The sequence below is a fragment of the Corynebacterium sp. HMSC055A01 genome (assembly GCF_001809405.1).
GTDB classification, from domain to species: domain Bacteria; phylum Actinomycetota; class Actinomycetes; order Mycobacteriales; family Mycobacteriaceae; genus Corynebacterium; species Corynebacterium hesseae.
The window spans coordinates 1-15,745 of sequence record NZ_KV797564.1 but is presented as its reverse complement, the minus strand read 5'-3'; the positions used below and the strand labels follow the sequence as shown (position 1 = coordinate 15,745).

Here is a 15,745-nt window from a genome sequence, read left to right as displayed (position 1 = left end):
CTCATGACCCCTTCTGAGCTTGATGAGTTAATTGCACAGCTGCGAGTTATCGGCAGCGATAAGCAATCCGTAGAGGTAAAATCTTCCGTCAGCAAGGAAGTACTTTCCACGCTCAGTGCCTTCGCAAACGGGAACGGCGGGACGCTCATCATCGGCCTTTCAGAGCAGGACGGCTTCACCCCAGTTAAGAAGTTCTCTGCCTCCACCGCCCAAGACCAATTGGAGACTCGCTGCCAACAGCTCATCCCGCCGGTCCGCCCGCAAATCGACATCATCGAATTTGAAAGCAGCAACATACTCGTCGCAGAGATCGACGAGCTTCCCGCGCGCGATAAGCCCTGCTATGTGGCCGAAAGGGGGCTGTACAAAGGAAGCTATATTCGCACCGGCGATGGTGATACGCGCCTGTCCCAGTACGAAGTAAATCGACTCGTTGAAGAGCACACACAACCAACCTGGGATGAGGACGTCATCCCAGATGCCACACTGGAAGACATTGAGGGTGCCACTCTTGACGGCTTCCTCCAGGTGCAGAAGGAGCGCCGCCCCAAGACCTTTGCGAATGGACAGGACACAGCCCTCAAGCGCCTGCGAGTCCTCAAGGACGGCCACCCTACGCTGGCCTCACTCCTTGTCATGGGAGACTACCCACAGGAATTCTTCCCTCGATTAACGGTCACCTTCGCCCTGTTCCCCGGAACGTCGAAAGGTGATGTCACCACGGGCGTTCGCCTCCTCGACAGCGCTACCCTTCACGGCACGATTCCAGAGCTCGTGAGCGAAGGCATCGACATCGTAAAGAAGAACATGCGCACCGCCGGCTTTATCGGCGATAAATCCCGGACCGCACTTCCGGATTATCCACTGGTCGCTGTTCGTGAAGCACTAGTCAATGCGCTCATGCACCGTGACTACTCCCCGACTGCTCGCGGCAGTCAGGTGCAAATCAACATGTTCGTCGATCGCTTGGAAATCACCAATCCGGGAGGCCTATATGGCGGGGTTACGCTCCGAAATCTTGGAGAAGCTGGCGTCAGCTCTACCCGCAATCAACGCCTTGCCACGTTCCTAGAGGACATTCCCCTACCGGAAGGCGGCGTCGCCGCAGAGAACCGCGGCACGGGCATCGCCACCATCCATCAGGCCTTAGCTGACGCACTCATGCCCAAACCGGAAATTATCAACCGGCTCGACAGCTTCACCATCATCTTCCACCGCCGCAGGGTAGCCACCCAGGAACGCTATGGCACCGCACGTGACCATGTGGAACACCTACTCCACGGCAGCCCGTCCGTATCTACAACCGAATTAGTTGAGGCTACAAAGCTCAGCCGGACAGCGGTACAGAAAGCGCTTAATGAGCTCATCCGCGATAACATCGCCGAAAAGACTGAACCCGGACGCAGCCCTAAACAGCGCTACAGGCTGCGCAAATAGAGCATAACACTCAACATAACACTTAACTTCCCACGTGTTATGTTATGTGGGAAGTTAAGTGTTATGCTCGCCAGCCCGCGCCGCCACACCCCAGCGCGAGACCCCTCCGATAAGCTTAAAGCCCATGAAGGGCATCATTCTCGCAGGCGGTTCTGGAACCCGCCTCTACCCCATCACCAAGGGCATCTCGAAGCAGCTCATGCCCATCTATGACAAGCCGATGGTCTACTATCCCCTGACCACCCTGATCCAGGCCGGCATACGCGAGATCCTCATCATCACCACCCCAGAAGACCAGGCCGCCTTCCAACGCCTGCTTGGCGATGGCTCCCAGCTCGGCCTCATGCTGCACTATGCGGTGCAGCCGCGCCCCGAAGGCTTGGCCCAGGCCTTCCTCATCGCCGAAGACTTCATCGCCGAGGATGACGTGGCCCTTGTCCTGGGTGACAACATCTTTGACGGCCACGGCTTCTCCACCGCGCTGAACGAATGCCACCGCCCAGACGGCGGCATCATCTTTGCCTACGAGGTCTCCGATCCGCAGCGCTATGGCGTTGTGGACTTTGACTCCGCAGGCCAGGCTCTATCCATCGAGGAAAAGCCCGCCGCGCCCAAGTCCAACCACGCTGTGGTCGGCTTGTACTTCTATGACAATTCCGTGGTGGAGATTGCCAAGTCCATCACGCCCAGCGCGCGCGGGGAACTAGAGATCACCGCCGTCAATGAGGAGTACCTGCGCCGCGGGCGGCTGCGCGTCAAGCGCATGCAGCGCGGTGATGTCTGGCTGGATACCGGCACGGTGGACTCCATGAGTGAGGCTTCGGCCTACGTCGAGGTGATGCAGAAGCGTACCGGCACCGTCATTGGTTCGCCAGAGGTCGCAGCCTTTGCGGAAGGCTTCATCGATGCCGCGGCACTCACGGAGCTGGCAGAGCCCCTCCTGAAGTCCGGCTATGGCCGTTATCTTCTCGCCGCTGCCCAAGAGGGCTGAGGCCGAGGTACACATCGATCAAATAAGGTCCGAAAACCAACGGGTTCTGAAGCCTTATTTGATCGATCCGTACGTGCTTAAGCCTCCCCGCCTAGTTTCAGGACGTTCTTAGGCGTCCCCCGCCCTGTATCAGGAGCCGCCTCACCCAAACGGGCCTAAACGCGTTAAGGTAATCGCATGCCTAGTTCATCCTCTCGCCCCACCAGTGATTCGAAGAAATCAGCGCTATCCACCATCAGCCCCGTGGCGTGGGGATTGTTGGTGATCGTTGTAATTTTGGCCGTCATCATTGGCTTCCTGCTTGCAGAGCGCACTTCTTCCGGCGATGAAAGCACTCCCGCAGCGCAGGAGACCGCAACGAGCACGGCGACAGCCGAAGACCTAGCGAAGGATGCCGCCAAGGCCACGCCCGGCACAAAGTTCTCCGATGGGAAGGGTGACCCGATGATGTTCGGGCCCGGCGGTGACACCATGTCCGGGGATATCACGGTGGTGCACCGCAAGAAGGAAAACGATCCTTTCGCCGTGGGTGCGGTGGATGCGCCCGTGGTGATTTCGGAGTTCTCCGATTTCGAGTGCCCGTTCTGCTCCCGCCACGCCAATGTCACCGAGCCGGATATCCTTAAGAAGTACGTGGAAAAGGGCCTGGTGCGCATCGAGTGGAATGACTACCCCGTGAACGGCCCCGCCGCCATCGAGGCCGCCAAGGCTGGGCGCGCGGCCGCGGCGCAGGGCAAGTTCCAAGAGTTCAAGCACGAGCTCTATGCCGCCAGCAAGGACATCAGTGGCCACCCGGAATTCGGCATCGAGGACTTCATGAAGTTTGCCAAGAAGGCGGGCGTTGCGGACCTGGATAAGTTCCGCCAGCAGGCCACGGATGATACCTACACTGAGGTCGTTGAAACGGCCACCCGCTATGCCTCCCAGATCGGCATTACGGGCACCCCGGCCTTCGTGGTGGGAGATCAGTTTGTCGGCGGCGCGCAGCCGCCCGAGGCTTTTGAACAGATCATCCAAGAGCAGCTGGGAAAGGCGGCCAATGCCTAAACCACCGTTGATCGTGTGGGTCTTCATCGCGCTGGTTATCTTGACCGCCTTATTGGGCGGTTATGCAGTGGGGGTGAGCCTGTGAGCATCGGAATCTTTGGCGCCGTCATCGCCGGCGTGCTGACCTTGATCAGCCCCTGTTCAGCGCTGTTGGTACCGGCCTTCTTTGCCTATGCCTTCGATTCGCAGCGCCAGCTGCTGTTCAAGACCATGGTCTTCTTTTTGGGCCTGTGCACCACGCTGGTGCCCATCGGCATGGGCTTGGCCGCGGTGCTGGCGCAGTATCGTAGCCAAGTCATCACGGTGGCAGGCTGGATCATCATTGCGCTGGGAATCTTTACCGCCCTAGGCGGTGGTTTCCGCATCCCCGGCATGGATGCCCTGTCCGGCAAAGCACGGGGCAAGGTATTTCTGCTCGGCGCGGTTTATGGCTTCGCCGGCTTTTGCGCGGGCCCGCTCCTGGGCGCTGTCCTCACCACGGCCGCTGCGTCGGGAAGCGCGCTCTACGGCGGGCTCATCATGGTGGCCTATGCCGCGGGCATGGCCGCACCGCTCTTTGTGCTGGCCGCGCTGTGGGAGCGCCTCGATGTGGGTTCGTGGTCGTGGCTTCGCGGACGCGAAGTCACTCTGGGCCCCGTGCGCACGAATACCCTCTCCCTCGTATCGGGCGCATTCTTCGTGCTCATCGGCGTGCTGTTCATTGTGAGCTACGGCAGCGCAACCCTGCCCGCGGTCTTAAGCACGGATACGCAGTTCGCAGTGCAAGAAAAAGCCCGCGCTTTCAGCGCGGGCGTGGCGGATGCGTGGGTCTGGTTCGGACTTTCACTCGCCGCCACGGTGGTGGCAGGAGTAAAGGCCGCCCGCACGCCGGCCTAGAGCTAAGCTCTAGGCCAAGGTTTAAGAGTTAGTAGCCGCGCGCGACGTACTCATCGATGCGCGCTGCCTCAGCACCAATAGTGGTCTCATCGCCGTGGCCCGGCAGGACGCGGGTCTCCGGCGGGAGGTTCAACACGCGATTGCGCAGGGACTCGATGATGACGTCGAAGTCGGAGTACTTTCGGCCGGTGGCGCCGGGCCCGCCGTTGAAGAGAGTATCGCCCGACAGAAGCGTGGCCTCATCCGCGATGTAGAGCACCACGCATCCCGGCGAGTGGCCCGGCGTGTGGAAGACCACGAAGTCGCTATCGCCCACGGTAAAGAGCTGGTTATCCTCCAGCGGAACGAAGGTCGCGTCCTCGTGTGTTTCCTCCCACAGGGGGCGGTCATCCGGGTGCAGGTAGATGGACACATCGAAGTGCTCAGCCACCTGGGGAGCGAGCTCGCAGTGGTCGTTGTGTGCGTGGGTGAGGATCACTCCCTTGACCGTGCGCTGGCCCACCTCTTCGATGACGCGCTCCGCGTCGTGGGAAGGATCGATGATGTAGCACTCGGCGTCGCTAGTAGCGTTACCTGCGGCCAGGATGTAGACGTTATTGTCCACGTCCCACTCGCCGCCGTCGAGGCGGAACTTTCCTGAAGTTACAAACTGTTCAATGATCATTTACAGCTCCACTACGGATCGAAGTACCTTGCCGGCCTTCATGGTAGCGAAAGCCTCTTCCACGTCGTCGAGACCAATGCGCTCGGTCACGAAATCCTTGAGCGGGAAGCGGCCCTGCAAGGAGAGGTCGACGTACATGGGGAAGTCACGCTCCGGCAGGCAGTCGCCATACCAGGAGGACTTGAGTGAACCGCCGCGGCCGAAGAAGTCGATGGCCGGGACGTCGAAGCGGCTGGTGAGGTTCGGCACGCCCACCATGACCATGCGGCCGGCCAGGTCGCGGGAGTAGAAGGCCTGGCGGGTGGTAACGGGAATACCCACGGCGTCAATGGCCACGTCGGTGCCGAAGCCCTCGGTGAGCTCGCGGACGGCCTCGATGACCTCTTCTTCGGACTTGTCCTTCGCCGCAACCGTGTGGGTAGCGCCGAACTTCTTAGCCAGCTCCAGCTTGTCCGGGTCCAGGTCCACGGCGATAACCTTGGAGGCACCAGCCAACGCCGCGCCGGCGATGGCCGCCATGCCCACGCCACCGCAGCCGAAGACCGCGACGGACTCGCCGCGCTTGACGTCCGCAGTATTCACCGCAGCGCCCAAACCGGCCATCACGCCACAGCCCAGCAGGCCCGCGGCGGCCGGATCCGCCTCCGGGTTGACCTTGGTGCACTGGCCTTCGTGGACCAGGGTCTTCTCGGCGAAGGAGCCGATGCCGAGCGCCGGAGTGAGCTCAGTGCCGGCATCCTTATCCCCGTCCGCGAGCGTCATCTTCGCGGAGGCGTTGTGGGTGTTGAAGCAGTACTTCGGCTCACCCTTCTTGCAGGCGCGGCACTCGCCGCACACCGCGCGCCAGTTCAGGACCACGAAATCCCCGACCTCAACGTGGGTAACGGCATCGCCCACGCGCTCAACGATGCCCGCCGCCTCGTGCCCGAGCAGGAAGGGGAAGGCATCCTCGATATCGCCATCGCGGTAAGCCAGGTCGGTGTGGCAGACACCGCAGGCCTGGATCTTGACCACGACATCGTGCTCGCCCGGGGCGGGCACGACGATGTTGACGGTCTCGACGGGCTCGCCCTTCGCGCGCGCAATCACGCCGCGGACAACCTCCGGACCTTGCTGGGAGTTATTTTCATTTACGTTTTCATTAACAGCCATGTCCGCGAGGGTACGCGAAAGGCCCGGGCGGCGTCGCCCGGGCCCAACAAGATTCAAATCCCTCTAGAAGCTAGCGAGGTGGTTGGCCACAAACTCGTGACCGCGAGCATTAATGTGCAGCGGCAGGTTGCCCGGCCCCGCGGAGAAGTCCACCAGACCCGCCCACAGGCGCTTGTCGGCATCGGCACACATACCGCGATCCCAGGTCATCGGCTTCATGTCCACAAACTCAACTCCGGTGGCACGCGCTAAATCCACCTGCATCCACTGCGCGACGTTTTCATAACGCTGCACCATCGGCAGGGCCGTGGCGTCGGCCGGCTTCGGGCCAAAGTGGAGGAGGCAGTAGCGGTCGCCCGAGCCGATGGTCGGGTAGCCCACAATCTGAATGCGGGCGTTGGGGGCCGCCGCGCGGATCTTGTGAATCAGCGGCGCGTTGGCGCCGACCCAGCGGGCGCGCAGGTCACCGTCGGAAAGCCCGGCGTTGTTGTACGTGTCGTTGAAACCGCTGGAGAAGAGCACGCGCTGCGTATCCCCGCTGAGCGCGCCGCGGCGAATGGCATCGTCGATCTGCGCGTTCACCTGCGGGCCCTGGGACATGGACACAGCACCAGAGCAGGAGAAGTCCGCCACCGGCATACCCAGCTTGGCGGCGGTGCGCTTGGCGTAGTTATTGCCAGACGGGCAGTTCAGGCTCGGGTTGCGCTGAGAAGAGCCCACCCGAGAGGCCAGGTAGGTATCAAGTTGCGGATCCGCCAGCACGGAATCACCAAAGGCGACGAGGTTTCGCTCGCCGGCAACTGCCTGCGGAGCTTGGGACAGGCCTACCGCCACGAGGAGGGAGGCGCAGAGAGCAGCGATGCGCTGAGTAGACTTCACGTGACTAATGTCCTTCCGAAAGAGTATGTTCTAGACCGAAACCATAATAGACTACGTTGACGGTCTAAGCTTATGTAACAATAGCAACACCTTTAACAGTTTGTAGTTTTAATTGTGGCGAGTCCGCCGTCTCCGTAACCTCTTCTCCCCTCCCCTCGATGAGAACCTTATGAAGCTTTCTGATGTAACCTTCCACGCCGCTGCCCTCGCGCGCTTTATCCCTTCGCTCTTCCGCGCCGGCCTCATTAGCCCCGCCGGCGGGCCACGGGCGGTGGCCCTGACCGCGCCGGTCCTCGCGCGTTACCGCTTCACCACCGCCCGCGAAGTAGAGCAGGCATACATGACCTGCCCGGAACGCTTGGCGCTTATCGACGACGACGGGGCCCTCACCTACCGCCAGCTGCGCGAAGAATCCCAGACCTTCGCGCGCTGGCTGCTGTCATTGGGGCTGGAGGAGATTCGCCTCGGCGTGATGGCCCGCAATGGCCGCGGCATCATCACCCCGCTGGCCGCCAAGGGTTATGCGGGGGCACACATCTTTTTGCTCAACGTCGGTTCCTCCCCCGAGCAGCTCGCCGGGTGCATCGAGGAAAACCGCATCAACGTGCTCGTTATCGATGATGAATTCATCGACCGCCTCGACAGCTCTAGCACCATTGCTGGCCTGCACGTGGTGATTGGCCACGAGTCCGGTAAAGAGATCCCTACCGAGCTGGCGCAAGCGGCAACGCTGCGCAAGATCGTGGAGAATCCGCGGGACGTCGAGAAGCACAAGCTTCCCACTTGGCCCAAGCACGGGCATATCGTGCTGATGTCCTCCGGCACCACGGGCATCCCCAAGGGAATTATGCGTCCAGAGCCGACGCTGCCGGTGGTGGTTGCCTCCATCGTGGATGCGGTGCCGTGGCGCGGGGACCAGAAGGTGCAGATGACCGCCTCCATCTTCCACACGTGGGGCTGGGCCTGCCTCAACATCGCGTTGGGCCTGCGCAATACCATCGTCACCCGCCGCGTCTTTGACCCGGCGGCCGCACTCTATGATATCCAGCGCTACCAGCTCGATGGTCTGCTTTCCTCCCCCGTCTTCTTCCGCCAGATGGTTGAGGTTGACCCGGACTCGGCCTTTGATACCTCGAGCTTGAAGTTCATTGCCTCCGCCGGGCATGCGCTCACCCCGGAGATCGTCAAGGAAACCCACGAGCGCTTCGGCCCGATTCTCTGCAATGTCTATGGCTCCACGGAGCTAGCGCTGGCATCGACGGCCAGCATGGAAGAGGTGGCCAAGGATCCCACCATCGGCGGCAAGATTGCCTCCGGCACCAAGTTGCGCATCCTCGATGAGGAAGGCAACGAGGTTCCCCGCGGCGAGGTCGGTGAGATTTACCTGACCAATTCCACCGCGCTCATTGGCTATACCAACCCCAAGATCCCGCTCAACAAGGTCGATGGCCTCATTTCCATCGGGGACTTAGGCTACATCGACCCCGAGGGCTACCTACATGTGGTGGGCCGCGCGGATGACATGATCATCGTCGGCGGCGAGAACGTGCACCCGCAGTCGGTGACCGAGGTGCTCGAGGCCATGCCGGGCATCGCGGAGGTGCATGCCGGCGGTGTGGAGGATGAAACCACTTTCCAGCGCATCGCCGTGTGGGCGGTGACTACGCGGGACGCCCTAGGCAACGCCGTGACTGCCGACGCCATCCGCGCCTGGGTCCGCGAGAACCTCGCCGACCACTCCGTGCCGCGCGATGTCCACTTCCTGGACAAGCTGCCGCGCAATGCCACGGGCAAGGTGGTGCCGCGCCTGCTGCACGGCACCGACTAGCCCACGCTTTTTAGGCCCCCAAGCCAAAACTGCCCGAGTTGCCAAAACCTTCGCCCCTCACCGCAAGGAACAACGTTGTTTTTGGCAACTCGGGCAGTTTTTGTGTCTGGGATTTAATCCAGCCCGCTAGCTGCTGCGCTTGACGGTTGCAGCAACCTCGCCTGGCTGGGTATGGCCCTCGCGAGCAATGTCGACTCCAGCGACTTGCTTGGCCGTCGGGCACACCACCGGGGTGATGAGGTTGACGCCGCGCTCGCGTAGCTTCTGCGCCTCCACCGCGATGATCGGCGTGCCGGCAGTGACGGTATCGCCCTTCTTAGCCAGGGCGGTGAAACCTTCGCCCTTGAGTTCCACGGTGTCGATACCGATGTGAATGAGCAGGTCCAGCCCATCCGCGGTCTGCATGCCGAAGGCGTGGCGTGTCTTGAAGACCATGGTGATGGTGCCGTCTACCGGGGCGCAGACGTCGAAGGCATCGACGGGATCCGGCATCACGGCGAAGCCTTCGCCCACCATGCCCTGCGCAAAGGAGGCATCCGGGACCTGGGAGAGCTCGACGACGTCTCCGGCGAACGGGGCATGCACGTCGACGTCCGTCTCACCGCTGACGCTCTTGGCGGAAGCGGCGCTGGCCGGCACGCTGGCTGCAGCACCCGCGGCACCCGCCGTAGCCAGGACCGGGGAACCGTGGCGCAGCTGGTGGCTGACCTCGTCATACATGAACTGTACGGCCGGGCCCACGATGACCTGGACGCTCTTCTCAGAGGGGTGAATCACGCCGGAGACGGCGGCGCGTTTGATCACGGAGTCATCGACAAGCGCGCGCTCCTTCACACCCACGCGCAGGCGCGTGGTGCAGTAGTCCAGTGAGTCAATGTTGTCCTTACCGCCGAGGCCTTCGATAATGCGGGCGGCATCGGCTGCGGTCTTGTCATCGCCGCTGACGGAATCCTCCGCGTCCTCGGCTTCGTCCTCGCCGCGGCCCGGGGTCTTAAGGTTGAGCCAGCCGATGAGGAAGTAGAAGATGACGAAGTAAAGGAAGAAGAAGCCCACGCCCATGACCAGCAGCATGTACCACTTATTAGCCAGCGGGTTCTGCGAGGAGAGCAGCATGTCGACGAAACCTGCAGAGAAGCCGAAGCCCGCAGTCCACTCCATGGTGGACGCGATGAAGACGGACAGGCCCATGAGCAACGCGTGCACCACGTAGAGCAGCGGAGCGACGAACATGAAGGAGAACTCCAGCGGCTCGGTCACGCCGGTGAAGAAGGAAGCCAAGGCGCCAGCAGCCATGAGCGAGCCGACGACCTTGCGCTTCTTCTTATCCGCGCGCAGGTACATCGCGAGCGCCGCGCCCGGCAGGCCGAACATCATGACTGGGAAGAAGCCCGCCTGGTAGCGGCCGACGACACCCTCGACCGTGCACTGACCGTTGGCCCAAATGCCCGGGCAGTCAGCGGCGGAGGTGGCGGCCGCGGCTGCCTCGATGGTCTTCTGGCCGGCCTGGAAGTTGCCGATGTCATTGATACCAATGACATCGAACCAGAAGACGGAGTTCAGCGCGTGGTGCAGGCCAGTCGGGATGAGCAGGCGGTTGGCCACGCCGTAGATGCCGGCACCCGCCGCGCCCAGGCCCTGGATAGAGGTACCGAAGTTAAAGAGCGCGTTGTAGATGAACGGCCACACGAAGTAGAGAATGCCGGAAATCACTATGGCGATGACGGCGGTAAGAATCGGTACGAGGCGCCGGCCTGAGAAGAAGGCCAGGAAGTCCGGCAGCTTGGTGCCGTGGAAGCGGTTATATACCCAGGCCGCCATGACGCCGGCGAGGATGCCGAAGAGGACGTTGCCGCCGCCCACGGCGTTCCAGCCTTCCGAGGCCCATTCCAGGGCTTCATCGCCGGTCAGCGCGGTGGGGTCTTCGATGCCGCGGTAGCCTGCCACGGCCTCCGGGCCGAGCAGCTTCATAAACGTGGCGAAGGCCAGGAAACCAGAGAGTGCCGCGGCACCGTTGGAATCCTTAGCCAGGCCGAAGGCAATGGCGATGGCGAAGATCCAGCCCAGGTTGGCCAGGACCGCGTCGCCGGAGCTGATCAGCAGCTGGGCGGCGAGGTTATCCGGGCCAGCCGCGCTGGAGATCCAGTAGCCAACACCACTGAGGATCGCCGCGACGGGCAGCACCGCCACAGCGCCCATGAGGGCTTTTCCGAGCCGCTGCAGCGGCCCCATGACATCGATTTTCATGCGAGGAGTCCTTTCACACTAGTAAGGAATTAGATGGAGTTTTTAGGAAAAGAGTGGGCGGTGCGGACGGTGCTTGTCCGCGAAAACGTAGTACTCGCGGTCCTCCAGCTGGGAGGCGGCGGCTTCATCGAGGATCACCGTGGCGCGCTGGTGCCACTGCAGGATCGACGCGGGGCAGTGCGCGGAGAGCGGGCCTTCCACCATGGCGTGGACCGCGCTGGCCTTGTTGCTGCCAGTGGCCAACAAGAGCAGGTGGCGGGCCTCACTGATGGTGCCCAATCCTTGGGTCAGCACGTGGCGCGGGACCTCGTCTTCGTTGTCAAAGAAGCGGGCATTGTCCTGCACGGTTTGCGGGTGCAGCGTCTTGATGCGGGTGCGTGATTGCAGGGAGCTCGACGGCTCGTTGAAGCCGACGTGCCCGTTGGCCCCGATGCCCAGCAGCTGGATGTCCACGCCGCCGGCATCACGGATGGCCTTGTCATAGGTGGCCGCGGCGGTGGCGGGGTCATCGGAGTCACCAGCGGGGCTTTTTACCAGGTCATCATCGAAATCCACGTGGCTGGTGAATTCGCGGCGGATGGTGGAATAGTAGGACTGCTCGTGGGTACGCTCCAGCCCGATGTATTCATCGAGCAGGAATGCGCGGCTGCGGGCAAAGCTCACCTCGCCGCGCTCATGGCGCGTAATGAGCTCCTTGTACATCGCTACCGGGGTCGATCCTGTGGCCAGGCCCAAGGTGGCGCCGGCGTTGGCGTAGTGCGCGAAGATGTCAGCGGCCTCCACGGCCACTTCGGCCGGCGTGGAGCGGATGAGGATTTCCATGAGATGCCTTCCTGTGTGTTTAAGAGAGTGGGATGTCCGCGCCGTCGACGATGACGCGCACCGGTTGGTAGTGAGAGTTAAGGCCAACCAGGTTGGCGCGCGCGCCAACCGCGATGCGGCCTAGATTCGTCTCCCCCAACACGTCGGCGGCCGTGGTGGAGGTAAAACGCACCGCCTCGCCCAGACCATGGCGCGCGGCGAAGCTGGCGAATTGCTGGGACAAAGTAGAGGTGCCGCCCGCGATAGCACCGCTGGGCACGCGCGCGACTCCCCCGCTCACGGTGACAGGCAGCGAACCCAGCGCATAGTCACCATCGGCCATGCCGGCCGCCGCCATGGCATCAGTGATGGCGAAGGCGCGGGGGTTGTGAGCCATGTCCACGGTGCCGTCGACAAGATGCACGCCATCGGCGATGAGCTCGACGGCCGCATCACCCGCCTTCGCCGCGGTGAGTAAGGCGGCCACAGGGCCTGGCGCGCGGTGGTGGATGGAGGGCATGGCATTGAAAAGGTGCGTGCCGGTCACGGTGACGCCGAGCTCCTTGGCCTGGGCGATAACCTTCAGCGTGGTGTCGTAATCGGCCTCGGTGTGGCCCAGGCTGGCGATGATGCCATGCTCCGCGCAGACTTCGAGCAGCTTGTCGACGTTCTCCGTCTCCGGCGCAAAGGTAATCGAACGCAGGTGGCCGCGGGCCGCGGCGATGACCGCGCGGAAGAAGTCCGGGTCACCGGGCACGATGCGCGAAGGGTCCTGCGCGCCGCACTTAGCCGCCGCGATGAAGGGGCCTTCCATGTGGATGCCGGCGATTTCGCCCTCCTCAGCCAGCTGGGCCAAAAGCTCCGCTCGGGCGCACAGCTCTTCTTGTGTGCCGGAGACCAAGCTGGCCAGCAACGTCGTGGTGCCATGTGCGCGGTGGAAGCGGGCTGCGGCCAGACACTGCTCGTAGTCGCCGTTGGGGAATCCCCCGCCGTTACCGCCGTGGTTGTGCAGATCCACGAAACCGGGCACCCACAGCAGCGTATCCGGGTCCCCGGCACGCCAGGCGGCCTCGGCTTGGGGGACGTCGCCAAGCACTATGCCCTCAATACTCTCTCCGAACGTGACGGCCCCAGCGCGCAGCTCGAAGTTTTCATCAATGTAGAGGCCCTCGACGTGGCCTTTCTCCTTTGTCTGCATGGTTCATTCGGTCCCGCTTGTACGGGCTGACGTGGCGCAGCCCGGTTGACAATTCACTTGAAATTTATCAGGGCTACCAATTTTTGTGAACCACACTTCCTCCGAAGGGGGTGTGTGAGCGCAGATGACTTTTAGCGCGTTAGGTGCACCGCGCGGAATGTCGAAAGGCCCGGCGAGCTACCAGCCGCGGGTGGCCACTCGGTCCCAAAGCGCGTTGCTCGCTAGCTCACCGGCGCCCGCTGGTGAGGTGCCAACGAACACGTCTCGCGCATCAGGATCATCAGCAAGAATGTAGCGGAACCACGCGGTGGCATAGCCGTCCCCGAACTCTAAAACGTCCTTGTGGTCCGCGCCTAGACGGCGGGCAATGATTGCCGGACCACCAGCTGATTCAAAGCTCTCCTGCAAGTCTGACCACGGGCTGACAAGCCAGCGGTCTGAACGGCCATCGCTCGTCATCAAGAACAACGGTGCCTCGACGCCCGCTGTGGTGTAGTCCCAGTCATTGGACTTTGCCACCTTGTGGGAGGCCGGGCTCGCCGTATACACAGCTGCTACCTCCGTGTGGGACGCTGCGTTGATAGCGCCCGCGCCGCCCTGTGAGTGTCCGAAAATACCGACCCGTGATCTGTCCACGCGAGAATCCAGTTCCGGTAAGCGCTCAATTAGGTGCACGACATTCTCCCCGGTTCCGGTTTGGGGAGTCTCATCGCCGACGACCACGAAGCCCCAACTGGCTAGGTGTTCCGCCACGGGCAGGTAGCTGCTCAGCGGCGTGTTCGTGCCGTTAGCCATGACAACCGCCGGAAATGGTCCCGTGCCTGTCGGCGCCGCAACGGTCACGTCGCCATCACGCCGCACGTCGACCTCGTGCGGCCCCTCGCCCGCAAACGACGCTTCCAGCGGGCCACCTGTCTCAGCGCTATATCCGGCGGCCACGCCATCATCACCGGTCACGCTGTCTGCGTCCACCCACTGCATGAATCCCACAAACCCGACAAACGCCACCACAATCACGGCCACCACGGCAGTAATGCCAACCACAAGCTTTTTCATGCTCTTTATTGTGTTTCGCACGAGAGCGAAGGTCACTAGCGCTAGCACTACTTTTTCCTGTACACAGTGCAAGAGCTGCCTCCGCTACGCCCTTGAAATGAGAGACTCACATCATTACCTCGTTGTATGTAATCGTCATCACATATGGGAGAAATAATGCTTACCTCCGAAACGCTTTCCGAAGTAGTCACAGTAGGAGGTTCAGGTCCGTTCAGCGGCCAGGGCAACGAAACAGTTGCAGCCTAAATGCATCCCCCTAGAAACAGTGGTGACGAAGGACTTTCATCTATCTACACCTTGACCGCCACATATTTTTTATTGTCAGTGTGCGGGTCAATGACCAGCCTCTCGATTTCACTCCACTTCGCCGAACTCAACAAAGGCGAACTGTTGGTGGCAAGCATCTTCATCTCGGGTACTTGCGCTCAAGTTTTTGCAGTCCCCTTTCTGGCCCCACTCTTCAACAAATTCAACAGCTATCACATTGCGCTTGCTGCACTCTTCTTAGATCTTCTGGGCCTGTTATCAATGGCAGCCTATCCAGAGCCATTGATCCTCATTGTCGGAAATCTCGTCACCGCATGCTTAAGCGGACTGTCAATTCCATCCATTTTCACCATCGCTGACTCTCAGGTCGGCGAAGGACAGCAGGCGAAAGCCTTCTCCCTCTTGGACACAGCCCGACTTGGCAGTGGATTCCTTGGACCACCTCTAGGTGGATTACTACTGGACCAAAGAAACCTGCAGACAGCGCTCTTCGTTGAAGCTTGCGCCGTTGGAGTCTCGCTACTTGCTTTTTATTTCCTTTATAAATCCTCGCCCCCGAAAACACTGCTTCATTCAGAAACCAAAGATTCTTCACCGAGTTTTCTCCAGAAGGTCCTCGAAGCACCTTCCCTTTTGCTGAAGAATAGAAGCGCTCGGTCCGCGTTAACCAGCATTTGGGGAGCAATTATCTGCACCTCGATTTTCAACGTTTCGCTTGTCTTCTATGCGACACAGACCCTCCACGTCAGCGGTACGTTATATGCCATCATTGCCCAAGCATTTATCGTGGGCCGCATCTTTGGCGCACGGCTTTCAGCTCGCCTTCACTCACAGAACGCTGGGAAAGTCCTGGCCGGGGCAGGATTCGCTATGGGGTGTTTCATAGCTTTACCTGGACTATTTCCCTCATTGTGGCTCTGCATCCCATGTTTCCTCCTGGGCGGAGTCTGCAATGCTGCTCAGGTGGCCGCACTACGCATAATCGTTGTCGGATCCGTACCTGATGAAGTGAAACCCAAAGCCCTTTCTACGATGGGTTCAATTAACAGCTCCGCAATGCTTATTGGATACATCATCGGGGCACCTGTTGTAAGTGCCATCGGCCCAGCTGCGGCCCTTGTCGTATCAGGGTTTGGCACCTCTATCCTCACTCTGGGGCCAATTCTGAAGACCACCATGTACGGTGCCTCCGGTGACCAAGACTACGACAACAAATAGCATTCAATTCTGTAGTAAATCTACTGTCAGATGCGAGTTTTTGGTACCGGTGTGTTCAGAAGACTGAAATGGTAGCGGTGTGGTGAG

General features: G+C 61.2%; 13 protein-coding genes. 6 read left to right on the top strand and 7 right to left on the bottom strand.

Going from position 1 to position 15,745, the window contains the following annotated elements:
• Positions 1–3: 3 nt before the first annotated feature.
• The 4 genes from HMPREF2604_RS04580 (at position 4) to HMPREF2604_RS04565 (ending at position 4,351) form a co-directional block, all read left to right on the top strand.
• The gene (locus tag HMPREF2604_RS04580) at positions 4–1,437 is read left to right on the top strand and encodes an ATP-binding protein (RefSeq protein ID WP_070563576.1); all 1,434 of its coding nucleotides are present in this window, start codon (positions 4–6) and stop codon (positions 1,435–1,437) included.
• 124 nt (positions 1,438–1,561) lie between these two features.
• Entirely contained in the window at positions 1,562–2,428 is an 867-nt protein-coding gene (rfbA, locus tag HMPREF2604_RS04575; protein WP_070534049.1) for a glucose-1-phosphate thymidylyltransferase RfbA, read from the top strand.
• 177 nt (positions 2,429–2,605) lie between these two features.
• Positions 2,606–3,475, top strand: coding sequence for a DsbA family protein (locus HMPREF2604_RS04570; RefSeq protein ID WP_141746425.1), 870 nt, complete (start codon positions 2,606–2,608; stop codon positions 3,473–3,475).
• 81 nt (positions 3,476–3,556) lie between these two features.
• The gene (locus tag HMPREF2604_RS04565; RefSeq protein WP_070563573.1) at positions 3,557–4,351 is read left to right on the top strand and encodes a cytochrome c biogenesis CcdA family protein; all 795 of its coding nucleotides are present in this window, start codon (positions 3,557–3,559) and stop codon (positions 4,349–4,351) included.
• Positions 4,352–4,379: 28 nt separating this feature from the next.
• On the opposite strand, the gene HMPREF2604_RS04560 is transcribed toward HMPREF2604_RS04565, so the two are convergent.
• From HMPREF2604_RS04560 to HMPREF2604_RS04550, 3 genes are all read right to left on the bottom strand, one after another.
• A complete protein-coding gene (locus HMPREF2604_RS04560; protein WP_070563569.1) occupies positions 4,380–5,015 on the bottom strand; it encodes an MBL fold metallo-hydrolase in 636 nt (211 codons plus the stop codon).
• A complete protein-coding gene (locus HMPREF2604_RS04555; RefSeq protein ID WP_070563566.1) occupies positions 5,016–6,167 on the bottom strand; it encodes an S-(hydroxymethyl)mycothiol dehydrogenase in 1,152 nt (383 codons plus the stop codon).
• A gap of 63 nt (positions 6,168–6,230) precedes the next feature.
• Complete coding sequence (locus tag HMPREF2604_RS04550; protein WP_070563564.1) at positions 6,231–7,046, bottom strand: GDSL-type esterase/lipase family protein; 816 nt, start codon at positions 7,044–7,046, stop codon at positions 6,231–6,233.
• Between the two features lie 169 nt (positions 7,047–7,215).
• Between HMPREF2604_RS04550 and HMPREF2604_RS04545 the strand changes: the two genes are divergently transcribed.
• On the top strand, positions 7,216–8,874 hold the full coding sequence (locus tag HMPREF2604_RS04545) for an acyl-CoA synthetase (RefSeq protein ID WP_070563561.1): 1,659 nt from the start codon (positions 7,216–7,218) through the stop codon (positions 8,872–8,874).
• Between the two features lie 126 nt (positions 8,875–9,000).
• Here HMPREF2604_RS04545 and nagE read toward each other — a convergent pair whose 3' ends face one another.
• The 4 genes from nagE to HMPREF2604_RS04525 form a co-directional block, all read right to left on the bottom strand.
• A complete protein-coding gene (nagE, locus tag HMPREF2604_RS04540) occupies positions 9,001–11,118 on the bottom strand; it encodes an N-acetylglucosamine-specific PTS transporter subunit IIBC (RefSeq protein ID WP_070563558.1) in 2,118 nt (705 codons plus the stop codon).
• A 42-nt stretch (positions 11,119–11,160) separates the two neighbouring features.
• Positions 11,161–11,940, bottom strand: a complete 780-nt coding sequence (gene nagB / locus HMPREF2604_RS04535; protein WP_046647861.1) for a glucosamine-6-phosphate deaminase — start codon at positions 11,938–11,940, stop codon at positions 11,161–11,163.
• A 19-nt stretch (positions 11,941–11,959) separates the two neighbouring features.
• Positions 11,960–13,117 (bottom strand): N-acetylglucosamine-6-phosphate deacetylase, encoded by a 1,158-nt coding sequence (locus HMPREF2604_RS04530; RefSeq protein ID WP_070563555.1) that lies wholly within the window; start codon positions 13,115–13,117, stop codon positions 11,960–11,962.
• A gap of 177 nt (positions 13,118–13,294) precedes the next feature.
• Positions 13,295–14,173 carry a poly(ethylene terephthalate) hydrolase family protein gene (locus tag HMPREF2604_RS04525; protein WP_070563552.1) on the bottom strand — a complete coding sequence of 293 codons (879 nt, stop codon included), beginning with the start codon at positions 14,171–14,173 and terminating at the stop codon, positions 13,295–13,297.
• Between the two features lie 246 nt (positions 14,174–14,419).
• Between HMPREF2604_RS04525 and HMPREF2604_RS04520 the strand changes: the two genes are divergently transcribed.
• The gene (locus HMPREF2604_RS04520) at positions 14,420–15,658 is read left to right on the top strand and encodes an MFS transporter (protein ID WP_046647863.1); all 1,239 of its coding nucleotides are present in this window, start codon (positions 14,420–14,422) and stop codon (positions 15,656–15,658) included.
• Positions 15,659–15,745: the final 87 nt, after the last annotated feature.

What these genes read in the sequence shown, in the direction of transcription:
- HMPREF2604_RS04580 (WP_070563576.1), top strand. Translation starts at nt 4, where the DNA reads ATGACCCCTTCTGAGCTTGATGAGTTAATTGCACAGCTGCGAGTTATC.
- rfbA (WP_070534049.1), top strand. Translation starts at nt 1,562, where the DNA reads ATGAAGGGCATCATTCTCGCAGGCGGTTCTGGAACCCGCCTCTACCCC.
- HMPREF2604_RS04570 (WP_141746425.1), top strand. Translation starts at nt 2,606, where the DNA reads ATGCCTAGTTCATCCTCTCGCCCCACCAGTGATTCGAAGAAATCAGCG.
- HMPREF2604_RS04560 (WP_070563569.1), bottom strand. Translation starts at nt 5,015, where the DNA reads ATGATCATTGAACAGTTTGTAACTTCAGGAAAGTTCCGCCTCGACGGC.
- HMPREF2604_RS04555 (WP_070563566.1), bottom strand. Translation starts at nt 6,167, where the DNA reads ATGGCTGTTAATGAAAACGTAAATGAAAATAACTCCCAGCAAGGTCCG.
- HMPREF2604_RS04545 (WP_070563561.1), top strand. Translation starts at nt 7,216, where the DNA reads ATGAAGCTTTCTGATGTAACCTTCCACGCCGCTGCCCTCGCGCGCTTT.
- nagE (WP_070563558.1), bottom strand. Translation starts at nt 11,118, where the DNA reads ATGAAAATCGATGTCATGGGGCCGCTGCAGCGGCTCGGAAAAGCCCTC.
- nagB (WP_046647861.1), bottom strand. Translation starts at nt 11,940, where the DNA reads ATGGAAATCCTCATCCGCTCCACGCCGGCCGAAGTGGCCGTGGAGGCC.
- HMPREF2604_RS04530 (WP_070563555.1), bottom strand. Translation starts at nt 13,117, where the DNA reads ATGCAGACAAAGGAGAAAGGCCACGTCGAGGGCCTCTACATTGATGAA.
- HMPREF2604_RS04525 (WP_070563552.1), bottom strand. Translation starts at nt 14,173, where the DNA reads ATGAAAAAGCTTGTGGTTGGCATTACTGCCGTGGTGGCCGTGATTGTG.
- HMPREF2604_RS04520 (WP_046647863.1), top strand. Translation starts at nt 14,420, where the DNA reads ATGCATCCCCCTAGAAACAGTGGTGACGAAGGACTTTCATCTATCTAC.